General features: G+C 62.1%; 25 protein-coding genes and 1 pseudogene. 9 read left to right on the top strand and 17 right to left on the bottom strand.

The annotated features are described in order from the left end of the window. Window positions 1-39 precede the first annotated feature (39 nt). Both hglS and gcvA read right to left on the bottom strand, forming a co-directional pair. Window positions 40-1,437, bottom strand: coding sequence for a 2-oxoadipate dioxygenase/decarboxylase HglS (gene hglS, locus U9R80_RS26515; protein ID WP_301838824.1), 1,398 nt, complete (start codon window positions 1,435-1,437; stop codon window positions 40-42). An 80-nt stretch (window positions 1,438-1,517) separates the two neighbouring features. Beyond that, window positions 1,518-2,429, bottom strand: a complete 912-nt coding sequence (gene gcvA, locus U9R80_RS26510) for a transcriptional regulator GcvA (RefSeq protein WP_301838823.1) — start codon at window positions 2,427-2,429, stop codon at window positions 1,518-1,520. 135 nt (window positions 2,430-2,564) lie between these two features. On the opposite strand from gcvA, the gene amaB reads away from it, so the two are divergent. Then, entirely contained in the window at window positions 2,565-4,055 is a 1,491-nt protein-coding gene (gene amaB / locus U9R80_RS26505) for an L-piperidine-6-carboxylate dehydrogenase (protein ID WP_301838822.1), read from the top strand. Window positions 4,056-4,155: 100 nt separating this feature from the next. Next, entirely contained in the window at window positions 4,156-5,442 is a 1,287-nt protein-coding gene (amaA, locus tag U9R80_RS26500; RefSeq protein ID WP_301838820.1) for an L-pipecolate oxidase, read from the top strand. A gap of 2 nt (window positions 5,443-5,444) precedes the next feature. Here amaA and U9R80_RS26495 read toward each other — a convergent pair whose 3' ends face one another. From U9R80_RS26495 to U9R80_RS26465, 7 genes are all read right to left on the bottom strand, one after another. Further along, entirely contained in the window at window positions 5,445-6,875 is a 1,431-nt protein-coding gene (locus U9R80_RS26495; RefSeq protein ID WP_301838819.1) for a mechanosensitive ion channel family protein, read from the bottom strand. A gap of 86 nt (window positions 6,876-6,961) precedes the next feature. Next, complete coding sequence (locus tag U9R80_RS26490; RefSeq protein WP_301838817.1) at window positions 6,962-7,462, bottom strand: outer membrane beta-barrel protein; 501 nt, start codon at window positions 7,460-7,462, stop codon at window positions 6,962-6,964. A gap of 36 nt (window positions 7,463-7,498) precedes the next feature. Further along, on the bottom strand, window positions 7,499-8,200 hold the full coding sequence (locus U9R80_RS26485) for a DUF3313 domain-containing protein (RefSeq protein WP_301838815.1): 702 nt from the start codon (window positions 8,198-8,200) through the stop codon (window positions 7,499-7,501). A 93-nt stretch (window positions 8,201-8,293) separates the two neighbouring features. Next, window positions 8,294-8,770 (bottom strand): hypothetical protein, encoded by a 477-nt coding sequence (locus U9R80_RS26480; protein ID WP_301838813.1) that lies wholly within the window; start codon window positions 8,768-8,770, stop codon window positions 8,294-8,296. Beyond that, window positions 8,767-9,519 carry a winged helix-turn-helix domain-containing protein gene (locus U9R80_RS26475; RefSeq protein ID WP_301838811.1) on the bottom strand — a complete coding sequence of 251 codons (753 nt, stop codon included), beginning with the start codon at window positions 9,517-9,519 and terminating at the stop codon, window positions 8,767-8,769. The genes U9R80_RS26480 and U9R80_RS26475 overlap by 4 nt, the downstream gene beginning before the upstream one ends. Before the next feature lie 222 nt (window positions 9,520-9,741). Next, window positions 9,742-10,638, bottom strand: coding sequence for a hypothetical protein (locus U9R80_RS26470; protein ID WP_301838809.1), 897 nt, complete (start codon window positions 10,636-10,638; stop codon window positions 9,742-9,744). Window positions 10,639-10,743: 105 nt separating this feature from the next. Continuing rightward, a complete protein-coding gene (locus U9R80_RS26465) occupies window positions 10,744-12,234 on the bottom strand; it encodes a YifB family Mg chelatase-like AAA ATPase (RefSeq protein ID WP_301838808.1) in 1,491 nt (496 codons plus the stop codon). 243 nt (window positions 12,235-12,477) lie between these two features. On the opposite strand from U9R80_RS26465, the gene U9R80_RS26460 reads away from it, so the two are divergent. Continuing rightward, complete coding sequence (locus U9R80_RS26460; RefSeq protein WP_301838807.1) at window positions 12,478-12,612, top strand: hypothetical protein; 135 nt, start codon at window positions 12,478-12,480, stop codon at window positions 12,610-12,612. Window positions 12,613-12,773: 161 nt separating this feature from the next. Here the strand turns inward: U9R80_RS26460 and U9R80_RS26455 are convergent, their stop codons facing one another. Next, entirely contained in the window at window positions 12,774-13,037 is a 264-nt protein-coding gene (locus tag U9R80_RS26455) for an accessory factor UbiK family protein (RefSeq protein WP_038615819.1), read from the bottom strand. A gap of 407 nt (window positions 13,038-13,444) precedes the next feature. Between U9R80_RS26455 and glnK the strand changes: the two genes are divergently transcribed. The 3 genes from glnK to sutA all read left to right on the top strand — a co-directional run bounded on the left by glnK (window position 13,445) and on the right by sutA (window position 15,956). After that, complete coding sequence (gene glnK / locus U9R80_RS26450) at window positions 13,445-13,783, top strand: P-II family nitrogen regulator (RefSeq protein WP_002555808.1); 339 nt, start codon at window positions 13,445-13,447, stop codon at window positions 13,781-13,783. Window positions 13,784-13,825: 42 nt separating this feature from the next. Then, complete coding sequence (locus U9R80_RS26445; protein WP_301838804.1) at window positions 13,826-15,157, top strand: ammonium transporter; 1,332 nt, start codon at window positions 13,826-13,828, stop codon at window positions 15,155-15,157. A 475-nt stretch (window positions 15,158-15,632) separates the two neighbouring features. Next, window positions 15,633-15,956, top strand: coding sequence for a transcriptional regulator SutA (sutA, locus tag U9R80_RS26440; protein WP_301838803.1), 324 nt, complete (start codon window positions 15,633-15,635; stop codon window positions 15,954-15,956). A gap of 128 nt (window positions 15,957-16,084) precedes the next feature. Here sutA and U9R80_RS26435 read toward each other — a convergent pair whose 3' ends face one another. The 6 genes and pseudogenes from U9R80_RS26435 to lptM form a co-directional block, all read right to left on the bottom strand. Beyond that, entirely contained in the window at window positions 16,085-16,780 is a 696-nt protein-coding gene (locus U9R80_RS26435) for an HAD family hydrolase (protein ID WP_028942415.1), read from the bottom strand. Further along, complete coding sequence (gene xerC, locus U9R80_RS26430; protein WP_301838801.1) at window positions 16,777-17,676, bottom strand: tyrosine recombinase XerC; 900 nt, start codon at window positions 17,674-17,676, stop codon at window positions 16,777-16,779. Before xerC ends, U9R80_RS26435 begins: the two co-directional genes overlap by 4 nt. Continuing rightward, complete coding sequence (locus U9R80_RS26425) at window positions 17,676-18,413, bottom strand: DUF484 family protein (protein WP_301838799.1); 738 nt, start codon at window positions 18,411-18,413, stop codon at window positions 17,676-17,678. The genes xerC and U9R80_RS26425 overlap by 1 nt, the downstream gene beginning before the upstream one ends. 13 nt (window positions 18,414-18,426) lie before the next feature. Further along, the gene (gene dapF / locus U9R80_RS26420) at window positions 18,427-19,257 is read right to left on the bottom strand and encodes a diaminopimelate epimerase (RefSeq protein WP_301838797.1); all 831 of its coding nucleotides are present in this window, start codon (window positions 19,255-19,257) and stop codon (window positions 18,427-18,429) included. Window positions 19,258-19,261: 4 nt separating this feature from the next. Beyond that, a complete protein-coding gene (gene lysA / locus U9R80_RS26415) occupies window positions 19,262-20,509 on the bottom strand; it encodes a diaminopimelate decarboxylase (RefSeq protein ID WP_301838796.1) in 1,248 nt (415 codons plus the stop codon). A gap of 12 nt (window positions 20,510-20,521) precedes the next feature. Then, window positions 20,522-20,656: pseudogene (lptM, locus tag U9R80_RS26410) on the bottom strand (LPS translocon maturation chaperone LptM); the annotation flags it as partial. Between the two features lie 194 nt (window positions 20,657-20,850). On the opposite strand from lptM, the gene cyaY reads away from it, so the two are divergent. The 3 genes from cyaY to rnk all read left to right on the top strand — a co-directional run bounded on the left by cyaY (window position 20,851) and on the right by rnk (window position 21,959). Next, window positions 20,851-21,183, top strand: coding sequence for an iron donor protein CyaY (gene cyaY, locus U9R80_RS26405; protein WP_028942410.1), 333 nt, complete (start codon window positions 20,851-20,853; stop codon window positions 21,181-21,183). Between the two features lies 1 nt (window position 21,184). Beyond that, entirely contained in the window at window positions 21,185-21,406 is a 222-nt protein-coding gene (locus tag U9R80_RS26400; RefSeq protein ID WP_301838795.1) for a DUF1289 domain-containing protein, read from the top strand. 133 nt (window positions 21,407-21,539) lie between these two features. Continuing rightward, window positions 21,540-21,959, top strand: coding sequence for a nucleoside diphosphate kinase regulator (gene rnk, locus U9R80_RS26395; RefSeq protein ID WP_301838793.1), 420 nt, complete (start codon window positions 21,540-21,542; stop codon window positions 21,957-21,959). Between the two features lie 3 nt (window positions 21,960-21,962). Here the strand turns inward: rnk and U9R80_RS26390 are convergent, their stop codons facing one another. After that, complete coding sequence (locus U9R80_RS26390; protein WP_301838792.1) at window positions 21,963-24,812, bottom strand: class I adenylate cyclase; 2,850 nt, start codon at window positions 24,810-24,812, stop codon at window positions 21,963-21,965. Window positions 24,813-24,864 lie beyond the last annotated feature (52 nt).

Raw genomic sequence — 24,864 nt, 5'->3', positions numbered from 1 at the left:
GCTCCTACCGATGCAGGAGCGGGCTTGCCCCGCAATCGCTCAAAAACCGCTCAACCCCAACGCCTGTGCACACGCCTGCAGCGACCGCTGCTCACTCTGTGCATACAACGCCAGCTCATCCTGCACCGCCTTGCCCAGCGCCAGTTCAAAGGCATCGCGGTTGGCGTTGCTGCCGTACTCGCTCTGGACGTCGTCACCCAGGTTGGACTGGAAGATCCCCGCCGCACTGACCGGCAAAAAGTCCTCGTACACCAGCGCTTCAAAATGGACATGCCCGGCGTCGATCAGGCCATCCAGTGAAGTCGGGCGACCGCTATCGCCGCGCGCCGCCATGCCGCGCTCGGTCGCGAAGTAGCGGAAGTACGCCAAACCTTGCTCGCGCATCTGCGCCAGGTCATCCGGGAAGGCCTTGAAGCACTCCTTGAGCAGGTTCATGTAGCGCTCGGCATTGGCCTCGGCCGGCACGCCGCCCAGGGCCTCGCGGGCGGCATCGAGCAGTTGGTCGTACAGCTGGCGGCCTTTGGGGGTGAGGGCGGCACCGCGTTGTTCGATCTCGCCGAAACGCGCGGTGTGGCTGCCGCCGGCAGCTCCTTGCTGGTCACTGAACGCGACTTTTTCCTGCAGGGCCTTGAAGCTGGTCTGACGCAGAAGGATCGGGCAGCGGCGGGGCGGCGGGCCTTCGATCACGGCCTTGGGGGGAATACCCTTGGCCGGCATGCCCAGCTGGATGGCGTCGATGTCCAGGGTGCGGGGAGTCAGGTGGTTGATGTGCGGGCCCTTGAAGGCCACCACGTCGGCAATCAGGCGGTGCTGGTCGTGCAGTTGCTGGTACTGCTCGGCGGTCACGGTGGCGTCGTGGTGCCAGCGGAAAGTGTGCAGGGCTTCATCGACAAAGGTGCGGGCATCATCGGCGTTCAGGCCACCTTCACGCTCGAATTGCTGGATCAGCTCCAGCGCTCGCGGGGTGAAGATCTGCCGCTTGGCGAGGATCTCGCGGGACAGTTCTCGCAAGGCCGGGTTGTCGATCAGCTCCAGGCGCAGCAGCGAGGTGAATACCCGGAACGGGCTGATGTGCAGCGACTGTTCGTGTACCGCGCGAAACGCCGTGGAATGCACCGGCACGCCGGCCGAGCTGAGGTCGTAGTACCCCACTGGCTGCATGCCCATGACGGCAAACAGGCGGGCGATGGTGGCCAGCTCTTCGGCCGTGCCTACCCGGATGGCGCCGTGGCGCTCCTGGTCCAGGCGCTCAATCTCGCCGGTCCAGCGCAGGGCCTGGGCAACCTCCGGTTGCTGGGTCATCACCTGCTGATTGATCTCGCTCACCAGTGCCAGTAGCGTGCCGTACAGCGGCACCTCTTGCTTGTACATGAGCGACATGGCGGCCGAGAACTGCGCGCGAATGCTGTCCGGGCTGACGAAATCTTGAGCGGGCATCGAAAGCTTCCTGGTGAGTGGGCACCCCTACATGAAAGCGAGGAATGCACTGCTCCCGCAAGCGAAAAAAAGTCGATCTGTCATTCCGTTAATTCGTGACCTTGCGGTGCCAGTTCTGCGCCGATCCAGTCGACCAGCGCGCGCACCTTGGGCACCTCGGCGGCGTGCTCGGCAAAGGCCAGGAAATGCGCGCCACTGCTGCGCATGCTGTGCTGCCAGGGCACCACCAGCTTGCCTTCGGCCAGCTCCTGCGCCACCAGGTAGCGCGGCACCAGCGCCACTCCGCAGCCGGCCTGGGCAGCGCTCAGGCTCATATAGAACGTATCGAAGCGCGGGCCGTGATAGCTGTGGGCCGAATGCAGCCCCTGTTCCAGGAACCATTCATGCCAGGCCTCAGGCCGCGAGGTGCTTTGCAGGAGCACCAGCTCGGACAGTTCGCTGGCGTCCTTCAAGGTGCGGCCCTGCAGCAGCTCCGGCGCGCAGACCGGCAGCACTTCCTCGCCGAACAGCTCGACGCAGGTCGCCCCCGGCCAGGTGCCCTGGCCATAGAAGAACACCACATCGGCCTTACCCTGGAGCAGGGCGAAGGGCTCCATCTCGTTGCGAATGTCCAGGTGGATGTTCGGGTGGCGTTTACCAAAGCCCTTGAGGTGCGGAATCAACCAGCGCACGCCAAAGCTCGGCTGGGTAGCCACCTTGAGCACTTCGGTCTGCTGGCCGTAGGAGAGGATGTAGCGGCTGGACATATCGACCTGGGTGAGAATCTTATTGACCTCGGCCAGGTACAGCGCGCCTGCTGGTGTGAGTTGCAGCCGGCGGCGAATCCGCAGGAACAGGTGATGGCGCAGCATTTCCTCGAGCTGCGCCACTTGTTTGCTGACGGCGCTCTGTGTCAGGTGCAGTTCTTCGGCGGCACGGGTGAAGCTCAGGTGCCGGGCGGCGGCCTCGAAACACTGCAGGGCGGCCATCGATGGCACCAGACGTTTGGACATAGCGATCTCTAAGCAGGTAGATCATTACCTGGCGGAATGATATGCAGAATAAAGGTCGTTTGTTGCGCCAGAGTGATCGGATTAATACTGATCCGGATCACTAATTCAACCACTCATCGCATGCAGGAGAAGAAAATGGTTGATGGACTGCTAGACCGCCTCGGTGTCCCGGCCACTGCCTACACCCACGGCAACCATCCCGTTCACACCCCTATCGATGGCAGCGCGATTGCCTCGGTGCACCTGGAAAGCAAAGCCCAGGTTGTAGCCAAGATCGACAAGGCCGAACAGGCATTCCAGGCCTGGCGCAATGTGCCGGCACCGCGTCGCGGTGAGTTGATCCGCCTGTTCGGCGAAGTACTGCGCCAGTACAAGGCCGACCTGGGCGAGCTGGTGTCCATCGAAGCCGGCAAGATCACCCAGGAAGGCCTGGGTGAAGTGCAGGAAATGATCGACATCTGCGACTTCGCCGTCGGCCTGTCGCGTCAGCTCTACGGCCTGACCATCGCCTCCGAGCGCCCTGGCCACCACATGCGTGAAACCTGGCACCCGCTGGGTGTGGTCGGCGTGATCAGCGCCTTCAACTTCCCGGTTGCGGTCTGGGCGTGGAACACCACCCTGGCCCTGGTGTGCGGCAACGCCGTGGTGTGGAAGCCTTCGGAGAAGACGCCACTGACCGCCCTGGCGTGCCAGGCACTGTTTGAAAAGGCCCTGAAAGCCTTTGGCGATGCGCCAGAAGGCCTGAGCCAGCTGGTCATCGGTGACCGCGACGCGGGTGAAGCCCTGGTCGATGACCCGCGCGTACCGCTGGTGAGCGCCACCGGCAGCACCCGTATGGGACGCGAAGTCGGCCCGCGTGTGGCTGCCCGCTTTGGCCGCAGCATCCTCGAGCTGGGTGGCAACAACGCCATGATCCTGGCCCCGAGTGCCGACCTGGACCTGGCCGTGCGCGGCATCCTGTTCAGTGCCGTCGGTACCGCCGGCCAGCGTTGCACCACCCTGCGTCGCCTGATCGTGCACCGCTCGATCAAGGACGAAGTGGTAGCGAAGGTCAAAGCCGCCTACGCCAAGGTGCGCATTGGCGATCCACGTAAAGACAACCTGGTTGGCCCACTGATCGACAAGCTGTCGTTCAACGCCATGCAGGATGCCCTGGCCCGTGCCCGCGACGAAGGCGGCCAGGTGTTCGGCGGCGAGCGCCAACTGCAGGAGCAGTACCCGAATGCCTACTACGTATCCCCGGCCATTGCAGAGATGCCAGCGCAGAGCGCGGTGGTGCGTCACGAAACCTTCGCACCGATTCTCTACGTGCTGGCCTATGACGACTTTGAAGAGGCCCTGCGCCTGAACAACGAAGTGCCACAAGGCCTGTCGTCGTGCATCTTCACCACTGACCTGCGTGAAGCCGAGCGCTTCCAGAGTGCCTCGGGCAGCGACTGTGGTATCGCCAACGTCAATATCGGCACCAGCGGTGCAGAGATCGGCGGCGCCTTTGGCGGCGAGAAAGAAACCGGTGGCGGTCGTGAGTCGGGCTCCGATTCCTGGAAGGCCTACATGCGTCGGCAGACCAACACGGTCAACTACTCCCGTGAGCTGCCGCTGGCGCAGGGGATTGTGTTCGACTGATCACCGCGCACGCTTCATCGCGGGGCAAGCCCGCTCCTACGGAGTTGTTGTAGGAGCGGGCTTGCCCCGCGATCAACAAGAACAATGAAGGAAGCCAGCCATGCCAGAGCTGCGTCAACAATGTCTGTGGGAACACGTCACCAGGCTCGCTGCGCCGGTCGACAAGCTGGCCACCGAACTCAAGGCCGACGTCTGCATCATCGGCGGCGGCATCACCGGCCTTAGCGCCGCGATTCACCTGCTCGAAGCGGGCAAGTCGGTCATCCTGCTGGAGGCCTGGACCATCGGCCACGGCGGTTCCGGCCGCAACGTCGGTCTGGTCAATGCCGGCACCTGGATTCGCCCCGATGACGTTGAGGCCACCCTCGGCCAGAAGCAAGGCAGCCGCCTGAACAAGGTGCTGGGCGACGCGCCCGCCGAAGTCTTCGCCACCATCGAGCGCCTGGGCATCGACTGCCAGGCACACAACACCGGCACCCTGCACATGGCCCACAACGCCACGGGCGTGGCCGACCTTGAGGCCCGCCATGAACAATGGAGCCGGCGCGGCGCCGACGTCGAACTGCTCACCGGTGCGCGCTGCGAGGAGTACTGCGGTACCGACAAGATTTCTGCCGCGCTGCTCGACCGCCGCGCCGGCACCATCAACCCCATGGCCTACACCCAGGGCCTGGCCGCTGCGGTCACCCGCCTTGGCGGGCAGATTTTCCAGCAGTCGGCCGTCGAGGGCCTGGCGCGTGAAGGCCGTGGCTGGCAGGTAAAAACCGCCAAGGGCTCGGTCAGCGCCGACAAGGTGGTGATCTCCACCGGTGCCTACACCGAAGGCGACTGGACCACCCTGCAAAAGCACTTCTTCCGCGGTTACTACTACCAGGTCGCTTCGGTGCCGCTGCAAGGCGAGGTTGCCGATAACGTGCTCAGGCACGGTCAGGGCTCATGGGACACGCGCACGGTGCTCAGCAGCATCCGCCGCGATGATGAAGGCCGCCTGCTGCTCGGAAGCCTGGGCCGGGTCGACAACAAACCCAACTGGTTCATCCGCAGCTGGGCCGACCGCATCCAGAACCACTACTTCCCGCAGTTGGGCAAGATCGAGTGGGAAATGCATTGGACCGGTTGCATCGACTTCACCCCCGATCACCTGATGCGCCTGTTTGAACCGGCCCCGGGCCTGGTTGCCGTGACCGGCTACAACGGGCGGGGCAACACTACCGGTACGGTGATCGGCAAAGCCTTTGCCCAGTTCCTGCTGCAGGACAACCCCGATGCCTTGCCGATTCCCTTCTCGGCAATGAAGCCGGTGTCGGCCCCGGCGCTGCGTACCGGCTTCTACGAAACCGGGTTCTCGCTGTACCACGCCGGCCAGTGCCTGCGCGTGGTGCTGTAGGGTTACTTGTGCAGCCAGCTGAGAAAGCCGCCTTTCTTGATGGCTGCCGGTTTCTGCTCCAGCAGTGACTGATTGGTTTGCTGGCGGATGCGCTGCAGCTTGGTCAACGCGGTCTTGACCTCGTGGCGCTCTTCCAGGCAACTGCGCACATCGTCTTTGTCGATGCGGTACAGCAGGCAACTGGTCAGGCTGCGGAACTCGGCGATGGACTGATCTTCATCGAGCAACCCCTCGGCCGCCAACACTTCGCCGGGCCCCATGCGTCCGGCTTCGATCAGCTTGTCGCCACCTCGGATCGACGCCGACACCACGCCGGTGCCGATCACCAGCAAGTATTCCGAACTGTCGCCAACCCCCAGGATGACCTGGTCGGGGAGGTACTCCACCGAGGTCATGCGCTGGCTGAGGTTGTCTTTCTCGTCGCTGGTCAGCGAGCGGAAAATGCGCACGTCTTCGAGCAGGATCCGTTGCCGGTTCCAGCCCTGGGAAGACGGGGTGTCGGCATTCCAGACCACGCCGGTTGCTTCCAGGTGGCGGTGGGCGAGATCGAACATCTGATTGCGCACTTCGGTCTTCTGGCCCATGGCGCTGACAAAACCGCTGGCCTCGTACTCGACGTATTCGAGGGTCGAGCTTTTGATCGTTACCTTGGGCGCGGGTGTGGCCAGCAATGCGCGGCTGCCCTGCAGGGTTTTTTCCAGCGCATCGATGACCCGTTTGGGGCGCACCTGCGCCGGCACCACCACGGTAATGGAGACGCCATGAACGTCACTGGGCCGGCTGAAGTTGAGTAGCTTGGCCTTGGCGGCCACCGAGTTGGGAATCACCGCCATGCTGCCGTTGCTGGTCAGCAGGCGGGTGGCACGCCAGTCGATGTCGATGACCTTGCCTTCGGTGCCGTCGATGCTGATCCAGTCATCGATCTGATAGGGGCGGGTGGTGTTGAGCACAATGCCGGAGAACACGTCGCTCAGGGTGCTCTGCAGTGCCAGACCGATGACGATGGCCATGACCCCGGATGTTGCCAGCAGGCCTTTGACCGGTAGCTGCATCACATACGCGGCGGCAGCGACGATGGCCGCAAGAAAGATCAGTGCCCCGGCCACATCCTGCAGCAAGCGCCCGGCATGACCGCTGCGGGAGATGATCAGCAGGCCGAAAATCACTGTGACGGTACGTGCAGCGAACAACCACCAGGCGATGGCCAGCACCGTTGCCAGAAGGTTGCGAGGTACATCCTCGACCCAGGGGGCAGGCTGCAAAGGGCTGATGCCGGCACTGATCAGCACCCAGGTGAACAACAGGAACATGCCCAGGCGCAGGCCGATCCGCCAGTAACGCCGGTCAACGGGAATCACCTGCCAGAGCAGGAGGTCGAGCGCGATCAGGCCGATGCCGATCAATAGCGGGTAACTCTGGACGAATGCGGACATACCGGACTCACAGCGGTGGGCTGCTGCTAGTAAAGAGCAGGTTGGCGCCAATTACTACTGCGAGTCCGGATGGCAATCGCGCGGGATCAGAACATGAAATAAACGCTGGCGCTGGTCTGGTCCAGGTCGAGATCACCGACCTTCAGCACTTCCTGCTCCAGGCGCACGCCCAAGTTGCGGAACACGTCCACCTCGACGCCCAGGCCGTAGGTCAGATCCAGGTCGTTGCTGTCGCCGGCGATGTCGTTGTCGGCATCCCAGGCGTGCACCCCGGCGCTGGCAAACAGGCGCACCCGTTGGCCGACCGGCACACCAAAGTGGGCTGTGGCCTGCAGCGAGTGGCCTTCGAAATCACCGTACTTGCCATCGAAGTTGCCCAGGTCCACCCAGGCGCCTTCCAGTGCCAGGTACGGGTTCAGCCGGTACCCGACAAAGGCTTTGTAGGCGTTGTCATCGTCACTGAGCTGGTGCTCGTCGGTTTCCACCCGGGTCACACCACCGCCCAGGTACAGGCCTCGGTCATCCGCCATCACGCTCAACGAGCTGAATACAAAGAGAGCGGCTACAAACTGTTTTGCGAATTTCATCTTTCATCCAATGTGGTTGGTTAGGGGCTGGCTAAATCAGGCCGATCCTGCGGGTTGGAACGCCCTGTCCAGGCGTTCACGAATCAGGCGTGCAGCGGCATCCATGGCGGGGTAAACGTCTTCAACGACCGGGCCTTGGTCTTGCCCGATGTTTTTGCCGCTGGCTCGGTCCACGGCGCGCGCCAGGGTTTCACCGCTCAGGCTGTCGCGGACTTCGCTCTGGAAGAACAGATACAGGGTGTCATCGCGCACCCCTGTGGCATGCAGGGACAAGCCCACCAACATGCCGATGGGAATGTATTCAGTGACATTGGGATCACGCGGGGCGCGTTCGATGTCGGCAATCGATATCTGTAGCGACAAGGCCCGTGCAGCGGGTTTGTCGACCAACGTGTAACCTGCCGTGGTCAGCTGTTTTTCCAATTGCGCACGAAAGTGCTGGCGCAATAAGTTGGCGTCGCCATCAAAGTTGGCGAGTCGAGGGTCGTGACTGTCGAAGGAAAAGGTTTTTGGCAAATCAATGAAGATTGCCTTGTCGTGACTTTTTGAAAGTGGCGCGGACGATTGTTGCCAGGCAACAGTGCCATCGTCGTGTTCAATGAGTTGCAAGGGCGCAGCCGTTGTTTGTTCGGTAATGGCTGTGTCGATGCTGGGCGCCATCGAGCAACCGAAAAGGCTCAATGAGAAGAGCAGCAGGGCAAGTTTTTTGAAAGGCATGAAGGTTCCTGTTGGCGTCACCTGAGGGGTGACCGACGTATCCCCACTCTGGGCGGTGAGCGAGGAAAACAGGAATCAAAAATCGTTATTTATGCCCGCAGGCGCGGGCTCGCATCAGTCGTTCATGCACCTCAGGCGGTCCAGCTCCAGGATGTAGTAACACAGGGCATCCCTGTCATCGGGGAGGACGGCCAGGGTCAGGATGGAGCCCAACCTGAAATACTGGCGGGCAAACAACAACTCCGAATTACTGCTGACATCAAAGAGTTCTTCCTGGCGGCTGGCCTGAATATCTTCAACCTTGATCTTTATCCGCCAGCGCGAGGTTTCGACAATAGAAGCTCCCACAGCAACATGCCGCTCTTTATCCCCCAGCCGCTCAAGAATACTGAGCACAGCACTGGGTTCACTGATGGTCAGGCCATCTTTGAAATCCATACGCTCGCTGCCCATGAAATGATGGCCTTCAGAGCGATATGGCTGGCTGTTGAGATAGGGGCGGGGAAGTGTGGTCAGTATCGTTGCCAGGCATATCAGAAATACACCCGTGATGATCAGGACATGACGCCAGGCGTGTGGGTGACGGGTCATGATCCGGCCACGCATTTTTTCAGCATGCTGATGAAGTGCTCGTGTTGGAACTGAAATTCGAGGTTATAGGCGTCGCCGTTTTCCCGCAGGCACGACAGGTTCATACGTGGCCCCGTCCGGCTGACGTAGACGTGCCCCCGCAGGTTTTGCTCTGCCAGATTGAATTCAGATAATTCGGCCTGGAGGTCATTCACGTCGGCTTCGTTTTTGCCGACCGCTGAAATGGCCAGTTCACCTTGCTGGGCATTGGCGACATACAAGTCGCCAGTGGGTTGATACCAGGCATATACACGCCACAGGGTAAACAGGGCGAACACCGCCACCGCCAGGTAACCCAGCCAGATTGCCGGGCCGATACCCTGGCTTTTGCCTGGCGGTGCGGCGGGCGACTGGGGCGCCGGGGTGTCGGGGGAGTGGACCAGGTACTGGGTGTTGAAGCGGTAACCCCGGCGCGGCACGGTGATGACGATGTCGTGATCCTTGCCGTCCTCCAGCATGTTCCTGAGCGCAAAAATCGACTGGTTCAGGCTACCCGCCGAGACGACGCGATCCTCCCAGGCGAATTCAAGAATGGCCTCGCGTGAGCAGACCGCTCCGGGATCGCTGAGCAGAAGTTCGAGTATTCGGGCGTCTGCGCGTGCCAGTGACAGTGTCTCGGGTGCGCCGGGGATTTTATGGACAAGGAGCTTGCAGAGTTCGGGATCAAATTCCACAAGCGCACGGCTTTTAAGTCGAAAGTGGTAAATCATGAAGCATTACGCGCGTTGTGAAATTCGTCGCTATTATAGGGCGCGTTGTTATTGAGGCAAGTCGACAGCAGGTGCTCGTAGTGGTGGACCTTTATATATAGACTATTGGGTTATATATATTTCAACATTGAAATAAATCACCCGGATATAGAGGTCGATAATAAAGAAATGGCTTGCAGGTTCGCTGCAAGCCATTGGGGGACCGCTTCAGGCTATCCCCGATTACAGCGTTTGACGGTACAGCACGACATTGGGCTTGGTCTTGTCGACCAGCTCGATGTACTGCACCGACAGCAGGACGGCACGGGTCGGGTCTGTGGCCCGGGCATCACCCTTGATGGTTTTGTCAAAGTAGCCGTACACGTGCAGCTCAAGATGATCACCGCCGCCGGCGATACGTGCCGCTTCGATGGCGCGCGCCTCATCCCCTTTGACCTTGAGGGATTTCAGCTGCTCGCCATTGGAGAAACCGAGGCGGAAATCACGGGCATCGTAGAAGCTCAAATAGTGATGGCCACTATTGGAGATCTTGTATTTATTGGGGGTTGTTGCCGAGAGCAGCTTCTCGTCCATCGAGCTGAACAATGTGCTGGATAGAGGAAACTCCTCTTTCTCGAAGTCGTAGGGCTTCATGTCGATGGTGTTGGCGCTCAGCGTCTTCTTATAGAAGTCGTGGGTGCCGAATTTAGCAATTTGTTCCTGAAGCAGCGGCGTAATGGTTTTTTCGAGGTCTTTTTTGACGAACTCGTCGCGGGTTTTCGAGTAGGTGTCGAACAGCTCGGAGAGTTCATCGGTGCCCCGGTAGTAGCCACCATTGCCGAATGCCTTGATGACGGCCACGGTGCCGTCTGGCTCGGGCATTTTGCCGTTGTAGATGAAGGCTGCCTGGGTGCCCGAATTGACCTCCCAGTAGACGGAGCGGTCATCTTGCAATGGACGGGCTGGCAGGCTGGTGACCACGGCGGCATCGGGGTTCACAGCGGGTTTGGCTTCTTTGGCCGCTGCGGGTGTATTGGTCTTAGTGGCCGAGGCAGGCGCCTCGCTGTCCGAACAGGCGGTCAGGGCCAGAGACAGGGCACCGATACTTGTGGCGAGCGTAAGCTGTTTGAAGCTGATCATGGATTTGAATACTTATGCGAGGGGAATTAGTTGCGAGGTTAGTGTCGATTGCTAACTTACTTTATTCCACCATACCAATAATGGCACTTCAATAGCACTTATTTATTAGTTGCCGGGTCGATACTGCAGGGCTTCGGCCAGGTGCTCGCGGACGATGTGAGGGGCCTGGTCAAGATCCGCCAGCGTGCGGGCGACCTTGAGCAGCCGGTGGGCGGCGCGCAGCGACAGGGTCAGGCGCTCGCAGGCGCTTTCGAGCCAGTGCTGGTCGGCTGTGGATAACCCGCAGTGCTGGCGCAGGCCAGGCAGGTCGAGAAAGGCATTGGCACATCCCTGGCGCTGGTGCTGGGTGTCTCGTGCCTCGGCAACCAGTGCCGCGATGCTGGCGCTACTTTGGCCATTGTTGCAGGTGGCCGACAAGGCGGTGGCTTCGCGGGCGACGGTCAGGTGCAGGTCGATGCGGTCGAGCAAGGGGCCCGAGAGCTTGTTGCGGTAGCGCTGGATCTGGTCGCTGCCGCAGCGACAGCGGCCGTTGGGGTCGCCGAGGTATCCACAGGGGCAGGGATTCATGGCGGCGACCAGCTGGAAGCGGGCCGGAAAGCGGATCTTGTCCTTGGCCCGGGCGATAACGATCTCGCCCGATTCCAGCGGCTCGCGCAGCACCTCCAGTACCCGGCGCTCGAACTCCGGAAGCTCATCGAGGAACAGCACGCCATGGTGGGCGAGGGTGATTTCGCCCGGTTGCGGGCGGCTGCCACCGCCGACCAGGGCCGGGCCAGAAGACGAATGGTGAGGGTGACGAAAGGGGCGTTGCGGCCAACTGCTCAGGGGGACGTGGCTGGCCACCGACTGGATAGCCGCCACTTCCAGCGCCTCGCGCTCATCCAGCGGTGGCAACAGGCCGGGCAGGCGGCTGGCGAGCAGCGTCTTGCCGGTGCCGGGTGGGCCGCTGAACAGCAGATTGTGCGCGCCGGCAGCGGCCACCAGCAGCGCACGCTTGGCGGCCTGCTGGCCCTGCACTTCATTCAGGTCGGGGTAGGGTTGTATCTGTAGCAGCAAGCCGTTGGCGGCATAGGGGGCCAGCGGTGCCTGGCCGTTGAAGTGGGCAATCAGCTCCAGCAGATGCTCGACGGCGTACACCACCAGGCCATTGGCCAGGCAGGCCTCTTCGGCGTTTTCCCGCGGGATCACCAGTGCGCGCCCGGCTGCCCGTGCGGCCAGTGCTGCCGGCAAAACGCCTTGTACCGGCCGCACGGCACCAGACAACGCCAGCTCGCCCAGGCATTCGACTTCGTCCAGTGCCTGGCTCGGGAACTGTCCGTTGGCGGCCAGAATTCCCAGGGCAATGGCCAGGTCGAAGCGCCCGCCGTCCTTGGGCAGATCGGCCGGGGCAAGGTTGAGGGTGATGCGCCGGGCCGGAAACTCCAGGCCCGAATTGAGGATCGCGCTGCGAACGCGGTCCTTGCTTTCCTTGACGGTGGCTTCGGGTAAACCAACCAGGGTCAGGGCGGGCAGGCCGTTGGCCAGGTGAGCTTCGACACTGACCGCCGGGGCCGATACGCCCACCTGGGCGCGGCTGTGGACAAGGGCGAGGGACATGAGCACTCCATGATCGATGCTGGGGCCGCGTCCTGCGGCGTTGCAAGGATAGTGGGGCGTGGGGGGTGGTAGCGGGGAAGAGTGAGTCTGGTTTTTTCAGTAGGAGCGGGCTTGCCCCGCGAATGCGGTGGATCAGCCGTACCGCCTTCGCGGGGCAAGCCCGCTCCTACCATGTAGCTGTTTTCTGTCAGACACTTCTCATTGGTACATGCGTCGCTGTACCTCAAGTGCGCCAGCGCCACCATGGGCCAGGCGCTGCAATTCACCAGTGCACAAGGGCGAGGGTTCGCCTGGTCGGCCCAGCATTCGCAGGATATGGCGAAGGCCTTGATTGATGCGCTGCTGGACGGGATAGAGCTGCAGCGGGTGCGGGGCTGATTTCGCGGTGTTCTTGTCTGACGACTGCTGCGCAGTCGATCGTAGCCTCGTTCCTCGGCAGCGGCTACAGGCCAGATCCTTGTAGCCGCTGGCGTCAGCCTGCGATCGGCCGCGCAGCGGCCGTCTGGTAGGCGCGGGCTTACCCCGCGAGAGGTAGGTACTTATTCCGCCGCTGGCGGATTCAGGCGGGCTTCCATTTCAGCCACTTTGGCTTCCAGCGCTTCAAGACGCGCGCGGGTGCGGGCCAGTACCACCATCTGGCTGTCGAATTCTTCCCGGCTGACCAGCTCCAGTTTGCTGAAGCCGCTTTGTAGCAGGGCCTTGAACTGGCTTTCGAGTTCGGCGCGGGGCTGCGAGGTGTCGCCGCTGAACAGGCGCGAGGCTTGGTCGCTCAGGGCATCGAGAAAGGCTTTGGGCGCGAGCATGTTCGGCTATCCGCAGGTATCCAAGGGGGCGTCAGTGTAGCACGCAGTTTTGCGGGCTTTTTACTGCACGCTTTTCGCGCATTGCGGGGAAACGTCGCGCACCGTTGTTGTGCGTCGAAACGGTGCTGGCGACTGGCCAAGTCGGGCTGGCAAACGTAAGTCCCTGTAATTGGGTGATTTAGCGGATCTGGCAAGGTTTCTGCAAAGACCTTCATGACCCATGCACTGATGCAGTCACCGTGACGAGCCAGGGTGCAGGCGGAGTATCACGCTGTTTCGTCATGTGCGGTTTCTGGTGTTGACCGGGGATATGAGGTCGACGGTGCGTTACAAAGCCAGGCGCTGCGCTTAGACTTGAGTCGGGTTTGTTTTCCTGGGGCAAGTCCACCAATTCGGGAGAGAGTTTCATGAAGCTAGTCACTGCCATCATCAAGCCGTTCAAGCTGGACGACGTGCGCGAGTCGCTGTCCGAAATCGGCGTGCAGGGCATTACTGTCACTGAGGTCAAAGGCTTCGGTCGGCAGAAGGGTCATACCGAGCTGTATCGCGGCGCTGAGTATGTGGTCGATTTCCTGCCAAAAGTGAAGATCGACGTCGCCATCGACGACAAGGATCTGGATCGGGTCATCGAGGCAATCACCAAGGCAGCCAACACCGGCAAGATAGGTGACGGCAAGATTTTCGTGGTCAATCTGGAGCAGGCGATCCGCATCCGTACCGGCGAAACCGATACCGACGCGATCTAAAAAAAAGCCTCACCAAACCCCAAAGCCCCAGGAGATAACAACATGACTCTGCGTCAATTCGCAGGGCTAGGAGCCCTTTTGTCCCTCGTAATGCCCGGCCTGGCCCTGGCAGAGGAGGCAGCCCCCGTCCTCAACTCCGGCGACACCGCCTGGATGTTGACCGCCACAGCCCTGGTGCTGTTCATGACCATCCCTGGTCTGGCCCTGTTCTACGGCGGTATGGTGCGTTCCAAGAACGTGCTTTCGGTGATGATGCAGTGCTTTGCGATCACGGGTCTGATCAGTGTCCTGTGGGTGGTCTACGGCTATAGCCTGGCGTTCGATACCACGGGTATGGAGCAAGGTGTAGTCAACTTCAATTCCTTCGTCGGTGGCCTGTCCAAAGCCTTCCTGGCTGGCCTGACGCCGTCGAGCCTGACGTCTCCAGCGGCGCTGTTCCCTGAAGCCGTGTTCATTACCTTCCAGATGACCTTTGCGATCATCACCCCGGCGCTGATCGTCGGTGCCTTTGCCGAGCGCATGAAGTTCTCGGCGATGCTGATCTTCATGGCCATCTGGTTCACGCTGGTCTACGCACCGATTGCCCACATGGTATGGAGCGGCAACGGCGCCCTGATGTGGGACTGGGGCGTGCTGGACTTCGCTGGCGGCACCGTGGTGCATATCAACGCCGGTATCGCAGGCCTGGTCGCGTGCCTGGTCCTGGGTAAGCGCAAGGGCTTCCCGACCACGCCGATGGCCCCGCATAACCTGGGCTACACCCTCATGGGCGCGGCGATGCTGTGGATCGGCTGGTTCGGTTTCAACGCCGGCTCTGCGGCTGCAGCCAATGGTACCGCCGGCATGGCCATGCTGGTCACCCAGATTGCTACCGCCGCTGCGGCACTGGGCTGGATGTTCGCCGAATGGATCAGCCACGGTAAGCCAAGCGCCCTGGGCATCGCCTCCGGAGTGGTGGCCGGCCTGGTCGCCATTACCCCGGCAGCCGGTACCGTAGGCCCGATGGGCGCCCTGGTGATTGGTCTGATGTCCGGTGTGATCTGCTACTTCTGCGCCACCAGCCTCAAGCGCAAACTGGGCTACGACGACTCGCTCGATGCCTTCGGTGTTCACGGTATCGGCGGTATCGTCGGCGCAATCCTCACGGGTGTGTTCGCAGCCCCGGCACTGGGTGGCTTCGGCACCGTCGAAGACATCGGCGCTCAAGTCTGGATTCAAGCCAAGGGGGTTGGCTTCACCGTGATCTACACCGCGATTGTCACCTACGTGATTCTCAAGGTGCTGGATCTGGTCATGGGCCTGCGGGTCAACGAAGAAGAAGAGTCGGTCGGTCTCGACCTGGCGCAACACAACGAGCGCGGCTATAACCTGTAACGCCCTCGAAAAAACTTGCCCGGCTTGCCGGGCATTTTTTTGCCTGCGATTTGTCGTTTTCAGGCAACGCAAACGGTTTCCGGACGTGCTTTTGTCGCGGCTTTTGCGGTTGTTTTGTGCAAGGTCGAAAACTTACAAGCCGGAGTGATATTTAGGCACTTTGATTTTTCTCTGAGCACGCTAGAATGCGCGCCGAAGGGTGCAGACAAGCTGTCCGCAAACTTCGCTACCCTTTGCTAGGCTTGCCAATGAGCAGGCTGATCACGCCAGGGTAGGTCGACAGAGGTACTGTCGGCAGCTCTTTTATTTTGTCAGGTCCTGCCAAGAGCGGGGCCTGCACGGCATTCGCCATATGCCATGGCGCATGCCTGAGGTGGCGGCAAACCCGCGGCCCTTGAATTTTTTCCGGTAGCTGTCGATTCCTGGCGCTGCTGGTCTATAACTAATCTGCTTTTCGCAAGTCATGAGGTAGAACATGAGCGACGACGATCTGGAAAATGACGACCTCGAAGTAGGCGATGAAGACGAAGGCGATGAAGGCCTTGAAGCGGCAGCTGATGACGTAGCTGACGACGGTGGTGACGATAGCCCGGCTCCCGTTGCCAAGGGCAAGTCCAAGGCCGCTGTCTCGGTAGACGAGATGCCGAGCATGGAAGCCAAGCAGAAAGAGCGTGATGCGCTGGCCAAGGCCATGGAAGAGTTCCTCTCCCGTGGTGGCAAGGTGCAGGAAGTGGAGGCCAACGTGGTCGCCGATCCGCCCAAGAAGCCAGACAACAAGTACGGCAGCCGCCCTATCTGAGTGGTTGCGTCAACAAGAAAGCCCGCCGTCGCTGCGGGCTTTTTTGTGCCCTGTAGGAGCGGGCTTGCCCCGCGATGCGGTGTGACAGGTCAATCGCTATCGCGGGGCAAGCCCGCTCCTACCGGGGGTCATCGCCAGCTGTTGAGCAGCTCGGGCAGTTGCGACAGGCGCTGGATCTCGGCATCTGGGCGGCTGTCGGCCTCCCACGCCTTGCCCTGGGGATTGAACCAGATCGCCCGCAGGCCGGCGCGCTGAGCACCGGCAATATCATCACCGGGGTGGTCGCCGATGTGCACGGCGGCATGCGCTTCGACCTGGCCGTGGCGCAAGGCTTCGAGGAAGGGTTGCGGGTCGGGCTTGCCTACCCCCAGGTCCTCGGCGCAGAGGGCGAACTTGAAATAGTCGGCCAGGCCCAGGCGGCGTACATCGGCATTGCCATTGGTGACCACGCCCAGGGTGTAGTGGTGGCGCAGAATCTCCAGCACCGGCTGCACCTCGGGGAAGATGTCGATCTGGTGACGGGCGTGCAGGAACACCTCGAACCCTTCGTTGGCAAGTTCCCGGGCCTTGTTCTCGCTGTAGCCGACATCCTCCAGGGCGTGGAACAGCACGCGCCGGCGCAAGGCGCTGATGCGATGCTTGAGGCCAGGCTCGGCCAGCACCAGGCGCTCACGAATGGCGTACAGGTGTTCCACGGGGACGGCACCCAGGTCCGGCGCGTTGGCGGCCAGCCAGTCACGCAGGACCGCTTCGGCGCTGACGATCACCGGTGCGGTGTCCCACAAGGTATCGTCCAGGTCGAATGTGATCAGCTTGATACTCATGAATCGCTGTCCTTACTGCGTTTGGCCCGAGGGTGGGCGCTGTCATAGACGGCGGCCAGATGCTGGAAATCAAGGTGAGTGTAGATCTGTGTGGTGGCGATGTCGGCATGGCCGAGCATCTCCTGTACTGCACGCAAATCCTGAGACGACTCAAGCAAGTGGCTGGCAAAGGAGTGCCGCAGCATGTGCGGGTGCAGGTTCTGGCCCAGCTCCCTGACACCGGCGGCCTGTACCCGCATCTGGATGGCGCGTGGCCCCAGGCGTCGCCCTTGCTGGCTGACGAACACGGCACCGTCCTGCGGGCCACTGCCGGCGCGCAGGGGCAGCCATTGTTCGAGGGCTTCGCGGGCCTTGCGGCCGACCGGCAGCACGCGGGTCTTGCTGCCTTTGCCGTGCACCTGGACCAGGCCTGCGGGCAGGTCCAGCTGGTCGATGTTCAGGCTGGTCAGCTCTGACAGGCGCAGGCCCGATGAGTAGAACAGTTCGAGCATGGCCTGGTCGCGGCGGGCGAGAAAATCGTCCTCCACCCCACCTTCGAGCAGTTGCAGGGCGCGGTCGGTGTCGAGGGTCTTGGGCAGGCGCCGCTCACCCTTGGGCGCCGACAGGCCGTTGGCCGGGTCGTGGCTGCACAGGCCCTCGCGGTTGAGGTAGCGGTAGAAGCCGCGTACTGCTGAAAGCAATCGTGCCAGGCTGCGCGAGGATTGCCCCTGGTGATGCTGGCGGGCGATGAACTGGCGCAGGTGCTGGATCTGCAGGTCATTCCAGCTGCCGATGGCACTTTTGGAACAAAACGCCAGGACGTTTTCCAGGTCGCGGCGGTAGGCCAGCTGGGTGTGTTCGGACACCTGGCGCTCATTACGCAGGTGCGCACTGAAGGCCTGCAGCTGGCGTTCCATCAGCGCACCGGGCGCAGGGTCTGGGTAAAGCGTGGCACTACGCGGCCCAGTACCTCGGCGATGTAGCTGAGGAACAGGGTGCCGACCGAGCTCTTGTAGTGTTGCGGGTCGCGACTGCCAATCGCCAAGACCCCGTGCAGGCCCTGGTGGTTGAGGGTGGCGACGGCGGTGGAACCGACTTCCTTGCGTTGCTCTTCGCCGAACAGGAAGTCCAGCTCATGCTCGCGCAGGTTGCCGCTGACGGTCTTGCCGCTGCACAGCAGCCCGCCGATCGCTTGCTGGGCGTCGGCACTGTTGACCCAGCGGCCGACCGGGGCGGCACTTTCGCCGAACAGAATGAGGCTGACGAAGGGCACCTTGAATTCCTGGCGCAGGCTGTCTTCGACGGCCATGACCACGCTTTCCAGGCTGTCGGCATCAAGCAGGTCGAGGATCAGGCGGCGAGTCTTGTCGAACAGGCGGTCGTTGTCGCGGGCCACATCCATCAGTTGCGACAGGCGATGACGCATCTCGATGTTGCGGTCGCGCAGCAGCTTGAGCTGGCGCTCCACCAGCGAGACGGTGTCGCCGCGCTGGTGGGGGATGTGCAGTTCGCTGAGCAGCTCATCATGCTCGGCGAAGAATGTCGGGTTGTCGCGCAGGTAGGCAACCACGGCCTCAGCCCCGAGGGTGGGCGTCGAGCCCTCGGCGCTAAGGTCGGTGGGCTGTTCGGCGGGAGCCTGGGGCTGATCGGTCATGGTCGATACTCACTCATAGACGAACCTGTCCTTCAAACACGCGTACGGCGGGGCCGGTCATCAGCACCGGCTTGCCGGGACCGCCCCATTCGATGGACAGGCGTCCACCAGGCAGGTCGATCAGCAGGGGCGAATCCATCCAGCCCTGGCTGATCGCCGCAACGGCCGCTGCACAGGCGCCGGTACCGCAGGCCTGGGTTTCCCCGGCGCCGCGTTCCCAGACGCGCAACTGGGCGCGGTGGCGGTCGATGACCTGGATGAAGCCGACATTGACCCGTTGCGGGAAGCGCGGGTGGTGTTCGATCTTGGGCCCCAGTTCGTGAACCGGAGCATTGTTGATGTCGTTGACGCGCAGCACCGCGTGGGGGTTGCCCATCGACACGGCGGCCAGTTCGACGTGCTGTCCGGCCACGTCCAGCGGGTAGCTCAGGGCCTGGGCCGGTGCGTCGAACGGAATCTCGGCCGGCACCAGTCGGGGCGGGCCCATGTCGACGCAGATCTGCCCGTCGTTGCGCACGTCCAGTTCGATGATGCCGCCCTTGGTTTCGACGCGGATGCGCTTTTTCGCGGTCAGGCGCTTGTCCAGCACGAAGCGGGCAAAGCAGCGCGCACCGTTGCCGCACTGCTCGACCTCGGAGCCGTCGGCATTGAAGATCCGGTAGCGGAAATCCACTTCCGGATTGCTCGGCGCTTCGACAATCAACAGCTGGTCGAAGCCGATGCCGGTGTGCCGGTCGCCCCATTGCTTGGCGTGCTTGGGCAGGATGTGCGCATGTTGGCTGACCAGGTCCAGGACCATGAAGTCATTGCCCAGCCCATGCATTTTGGTAAAACGCAGCAGCATGGGATTACTCCGGCAACAGGCTTTCGCCGGCGAACAACTCGGCCACGGTTTCCCGGCGGCGTACCTCGAATGCCTGGTCACCATCGACCAGGATTTCGGCGCAGCGGCCACGGGTGTTGTAGTTCGAGCTCATGACAAAACCATAGGCGCCGGCCGAGTGAACAGCCAGCAGGTCGCCTTCGGCCAGGTTCAGCGTGCGCTCCTTGGCCAGGAAGTCACCGGTTTCGCAGATCGGCCCGACCACATCGTAGGTGCGACCTTCGCCAGCGCGTGGCTGCACGGCGGTGACGTTCATCCAGGCCTGGTACAGGGCTGGGCGGATCAGGTCGTTCATGGCCGCATCGACGATGGCGAAGTCTTTGTGTTCGGTGTGCTTGAGGTACTCGACGCGGGTCAGCAGTACGCCGGCGTTGGCCACGATGTAGCGGCCCGGCTCGAAGACCAGGGCCAGGTCGCGACCGTCAACGCGCTCGCGAATGGCCTTGATGTATTCACCGGCCAGCGGCGGTTCTTCATCGCGGTAGCGCACGCCGACACCGCCGCCCAGGTCCAGGTGACGCAGGTGGATACCGCAGTCGCCGAGGCGGTCGATCAGCGCCAGCAGGCGGTCGAGGGCGTCGAGGAAAGGTTCCAGGGTGGTCAGTTGCGAACCGATATGGCAGTCGACACCGACCACTTCCAGGTTCGGCAGCTGGGCCGCGCGAATGTAGACCTCTTCGGCATCGGCGATGGCGATGCCGAACTTGTTTTCTTTCAGGCCGGTGGAGATATACGGGTGGGTGCCGGCATCGACGTCCGGGTTGACCCGCAGCGAAATCGGCGCACGCACGCCCATTTCGGCAGCGACCACCTGGAGGCGTTCCAGCTCGTCGGTGGATTCGACGTTGAAGCAGTGCACACCGACTTCCAGTGCGCGGCGCATGTCTTCACGGGTCTTGCCGACACCGGAGAACACCACGCGATCGGCACGCCCGCCAGCGGCCAGGACTCGCTCCAGCTCGCCGCCGGAAACGATGTCGAAGCCTGCGCCCAGGCGGGCCAGCAGGTTCAGCACGCCGAGGTTGGAGTTGGCCTTGACGGCAAAGCAGACCAGGTGCGAAACACCCTGCAGGGCGTCGGTGTAGCTACGGTACTGGGCCTCGATGTGGGCGCGCGAGTAGACGTAGGTAGGTGTGCCGAAACGTTCGGCAATGGCCGACAAGGCCACACCTTCCGCGAACAGTTCACCGTCGCGGTAGTTGAAAGCGTCCATGGTTTACCCTTACTGATGCTGGTGCGATTGCGATTTCTTGCCGTCTTTGCTGTCGTCTGGCAGGTACAGCGGGCCCTTCTGGCCACAGGCGGAAACGAGGCAGGCAACCGCGACGAGCGCCGCGAGGGTGGAGATCAGGCGCTTCATGGCGTAATCCTTTGAAATAAGCAGTATTGCGCCCGAGTATACCGAGCACCTGTCGCCTTGCCTATGCAGGCGCCCCGCCGTCGGGCGGGGGGTGGCTGCGGGGGTATGGACGGGGCGTTATCCTTTGCATTCGGTGCGCGTCACTCGTATCTTCCCCGGCTTGCGTGTGTGCAGACATTTTTGAGGTTCTTGCAATGAGTTTGACCGAAGCGCGTTTTCACGACCTGGTCGATGCGACCCAACAGGCACTGGAAGACCTGTTCGATGACACTGACCTGGATCTGGACATGGAGAACTCCGCTGGGGTCCTGACCATCAAGTTCGACAACGGCAGCCAATTGATCTTCAGTCGCCAGGAGCCGCTGCGCCAGTTGTGGCTGGCCGACAAGTCCGGTGGTTTCCACTTCGACTACGACGAACAGAACGGTAAGTGGACCTGCGAGAAGACCGAAGAGCTGCTGGGCGAGATGCTCGAGCGCATCGTCTGGGAGCGCGTGGGTGAGAAGCTCGATTTCGAAGAGATCTGAAATGAGCACCCCGCCGAAGCCGGCCAAGCCCCTTTACAGCAATGTCAGCCCGGCCGTGCCGTCGCCTTGCATCAGTACGTGCCGGCTGGATGAGCACAAGGTCTGCATCGGCTGTTATCGCCATGTCGAAGACATTCGCCAGTGGCGCTCGGCCGATGACCAGCGCCGCCGGCAGATCTGCCAGGAGGCCCAGGCCCGCCGCCAACTGGCCGGATTGGCGTAGACCCTTCAGCTATTGTGTATTTACTTGGCTGTGGTAGTGTCGATCTTGCTTCGGCAGTGCCGAATTCCTGCAAACCCCGCCCTTGGGCGGGGTTTTGCTTTATATCGCTCAAAAAAAGGAGTCTGACTGGATCATGAGCACCAAGCCTTCCATTATCGTCACCCGACTGGACGTACAGCGTCTCGAGCGTCTGATCGACAGCCTCGATGAAAAGATGCAGGAGTCGCCGGGTGTGCTCGCCTTGCAGGACGAGCTGGACCGCGCCGATCAGGTCGGTCACGAGGAAATTCCGGCCGGTGTCGTGACCATGAACTCCCGGGTTCATTGCCGCGAAGAAGCCAGCGGCAAGGACTATCACCTGACGCTGGTCTACCCCAAGGATGCCAATGCCGACGAAGGCAAGATCTCCATCCTCGCACCGATCGGCAGCGCGCTGCTGGGCTTGTCGGTAGGCGAGCAGATCGACTGGCCTGCGCCGGGTGGCAAGACCCTCAAGCTCAAATTGCTGGAAGTCGAATACCAGCCAGAAGCCGCTGGCAACTACGACCTCTGAGCCTCAGGCCTGCGCCAGAGCCGCGTTGAGCGAACGCTCCAGTTCGCCCTTGTAGCGCAGGTAGAGCAAGCTCGAACCTTGCCCATCGGCCAGCAGGCCGGACAGGTCAAGGTCGGTGATGTAGCACCGATAGCGCTCGGTTTCCCGGCGCTGCTCGATGATTTCCCGGGCGACCATGACATAGAGCTGGTCGCCATGTTCGAGCGCTGAAAACTCCCGCTGGTTGCAGTAGAGCGTGACCTGTACATCGTCGCCGATGCCGGGTTGCACGATGGCCTGCACTTCATAGAACCGCGCCTCCACACTCAAGTTCGGTACCGGGCGGGGTTCGGCTGTTCGGGCTTTGCCCGGGCCTGCGGGCGTCAGCTGGTAGTAGAGCACCTCCAGCGAGCCTTGGCTGTGCAGGTTTTCCAGCGGCAGGCGAGCGTCACGGCGAAAGATGATCGACTGCAAGAAGCGCTGCAGGGGCAGCAGCAAGCTGCTTTCGTGATGAAACGGCAGGCGCTGTTGCCACAGGGCGTTGTGCTCATCCAGCACATAGAGATCTGCCCAGGCCTCCTGAACCCGATAGAACACCTGAATGCAGTGGGGCAAACCCAGGGGCAGCACCTGCGCCAGTTCCAGCTCTTGCAGGGCGTTGGCATCCAGGTGCAAGGGGCTGTAGTCGACACGTTCTTCGCACAGGTAGCCCAGCAGGGCCTTGTGGTCGTCCAGGGTTACCAGCTCGACGGCACTGGCCTGCAGTTCCAGCACGTGGGTGTGCTGCTGGACCTGCAACAGGTATCGGTGGTTCTGGCCCTGGCCGAGCAGCGCCTGGGCAGTGGTGAATACGTCTTCAACTCGCTGGGCGATGGCCTGGGCCCGGTTATGGCAGAAGCAGCGCACCCGCAACAGAGGCCGATGCGCTGCGTTGCCCAGGCTGTTGAGGTAGTCGCGCAGGCAGCGCATCAGCGCATGTTCGCCGTCGTAGCGCTGGACCTGCACTTCGTTCCAGCTGTTGAGCGTGACCTGGTCGAGCGTCAGCACCAGGTTCTCGCGCACCCCGGCATAACTGAGCGAGTCGGTACGCTCGGTGGTCATCAGGATGTTCAGGTCGCGGTGCTGCTGCAGGGGGTCGACGCCGACGTTGACCAGCAGCAGCATCTCATCGACCACACTGGGTTGCAGCAGGCGCTGATCACTGACCGCGGGCAGTGGCAGGGCCAGGCTCTGTTGCAGGCTGCCGAGCAGGTTGAACAGCTCGTACTCACTCAGGTCGCTGACACCCGGGTGCAGGGCGAGGCGAGTGCTGCTGTCGATGACGCCGTTGCGGTGGGCCCAGGTCAGCAGCTCCAGTAACTGATGGCAGCGTTTGATCGGTGTGAAGTGCTCCCATTCATGGACGCCCAGGTTGCCGTTGTACAAACCCCAGTGCTGCTGCCCGGGCTCTTTGCGATTGGGCGACTGGACCAGGGTCAGGGTGTCTTCGGCCAAGTCGGGGGCTACGCCGGGGTTGATGAACTCGATTTTGCCGGCGCGACGCTCAAAGGCAGCGTACAAGCGCCGGCCCAGCACGCTGAGGTCGCGCGGGTCGATGCGGTGGGTGGTATTGCGGGTGCGGGCGAACTGGCAGAGAAAGCGGTAGCTGTAGTTCAGTTCGGCGACCAGTGCCTGGCGCTCGGTAGCAACCTGGCGCACCTTCCACTGGCTGCGACTGTCGAGCAAGGCCAACTGGCGTTCGTCCCATCCCCACTCCTGGCTCAAGCGCTGCAGCAGGGCGCGTTGCCAGCTATGGGTGCGCTGCGGCGCAAGGCCGCTGAGCTTTTTGTTGACCTTCAGGTACAGGCTGCGTCGTACCAGCTCCAGGCGCTCTTTCTCGCCGCGCCCCAGCAGGTACTGCTCGATACGCCGGTACACCATGATGTAAGGGTCGAGTTCATCGAGGTCCAGGCGGTTGGCAAACACCGCCTGTTTGAAGTGCAGGCTCAGGCACTGGCCTTGGGGATACTCGCTGGCATAGACCTCGATCAGCAGCAGCTTGAGCACCGACTTGTAGGGGGACTCGATGCCCTTGAACAGCTGCCACAGCCCGGCGCCGACGAACTCGCCGGGCGGGATATGCGCCAGGTGGCCCAGGTCCAGGACGTCATCGGCGCGCACGAAGCGCTTTGAGAGCAGGGTTTCGATGTAGTCCCGGTAGCGTGTCTCTTCATACACCGGGACCAGCCACCACAGTGGGGTGCGCCCGGCCAGCCAGATGGCGGTGCGGTAGAACTCGTCGAGGAGCAAGTAGTGTTGGGTCGTGCCGCAATCGTCGGAGCTGAGCTGGCTGTCGCGCTCACCTTGCACGAAGCTCTGTGGCTCGATCAGAAACAGGTGCGCTTCGGCACCCTGGCTGGCGGCCCAGCCCTCCAGGAGCTGGCACTTCTTGCGCAGTTCGGCCAACTCGCTTTCATCGAGCGCAGCGTCATGGCAGACCCACACGTCCATGTCGCTCTGCTCGGCCTGGGCCAGGGTGCCCAGGCTACCCATCAGGAACAGGCCGAGGATCGGCAGGGGTGGATTGCCGCGCCGCGCCTTGTAGGAGAAGGAGCGAGTCAGGCGCTGGGCTTCGGCAAGCACCTGCGGGTCAGGCTCGAAACCCGAGACGCCCGCCGGGGTCGTACCGGAAACGTAGCCGGGCAGTAGCGGGTGATTGACGTGGAGGAACAGCGGCAGAAGCGTCAGGACCAATTGCTGGCGACTGGACAACCCCTCCCTTGCCCGCTCCAGGCGCCCCTGATTGAGCGTGAGGAAGCGCGTGCGCAGTTGGCTGAGCACTTTGCGATCGATGCCCTCGTCGAGGTCGGGGCGGATTTCATGGGGGTGGTTCATGCGCGCTAGAACTGGCCGTCAGGGGAGCACCGGCGAGTTTAGCCTTTGTGGC

Source organism: Pseudomonas sp. JQ170C (assembly GCF_035581345.1).
Classification (GTDB): Bacteria; Pseudomonadota; Gammaproteobacteria; order Pseudomonadales; family Pseudomonadaceae; genus Aquipseudomonas.
The sequence above is the reverse complement of the archived record's forward strand: the minus strand, read 5'-3'. Positions and strand labels throughout refer to the sequence as shown.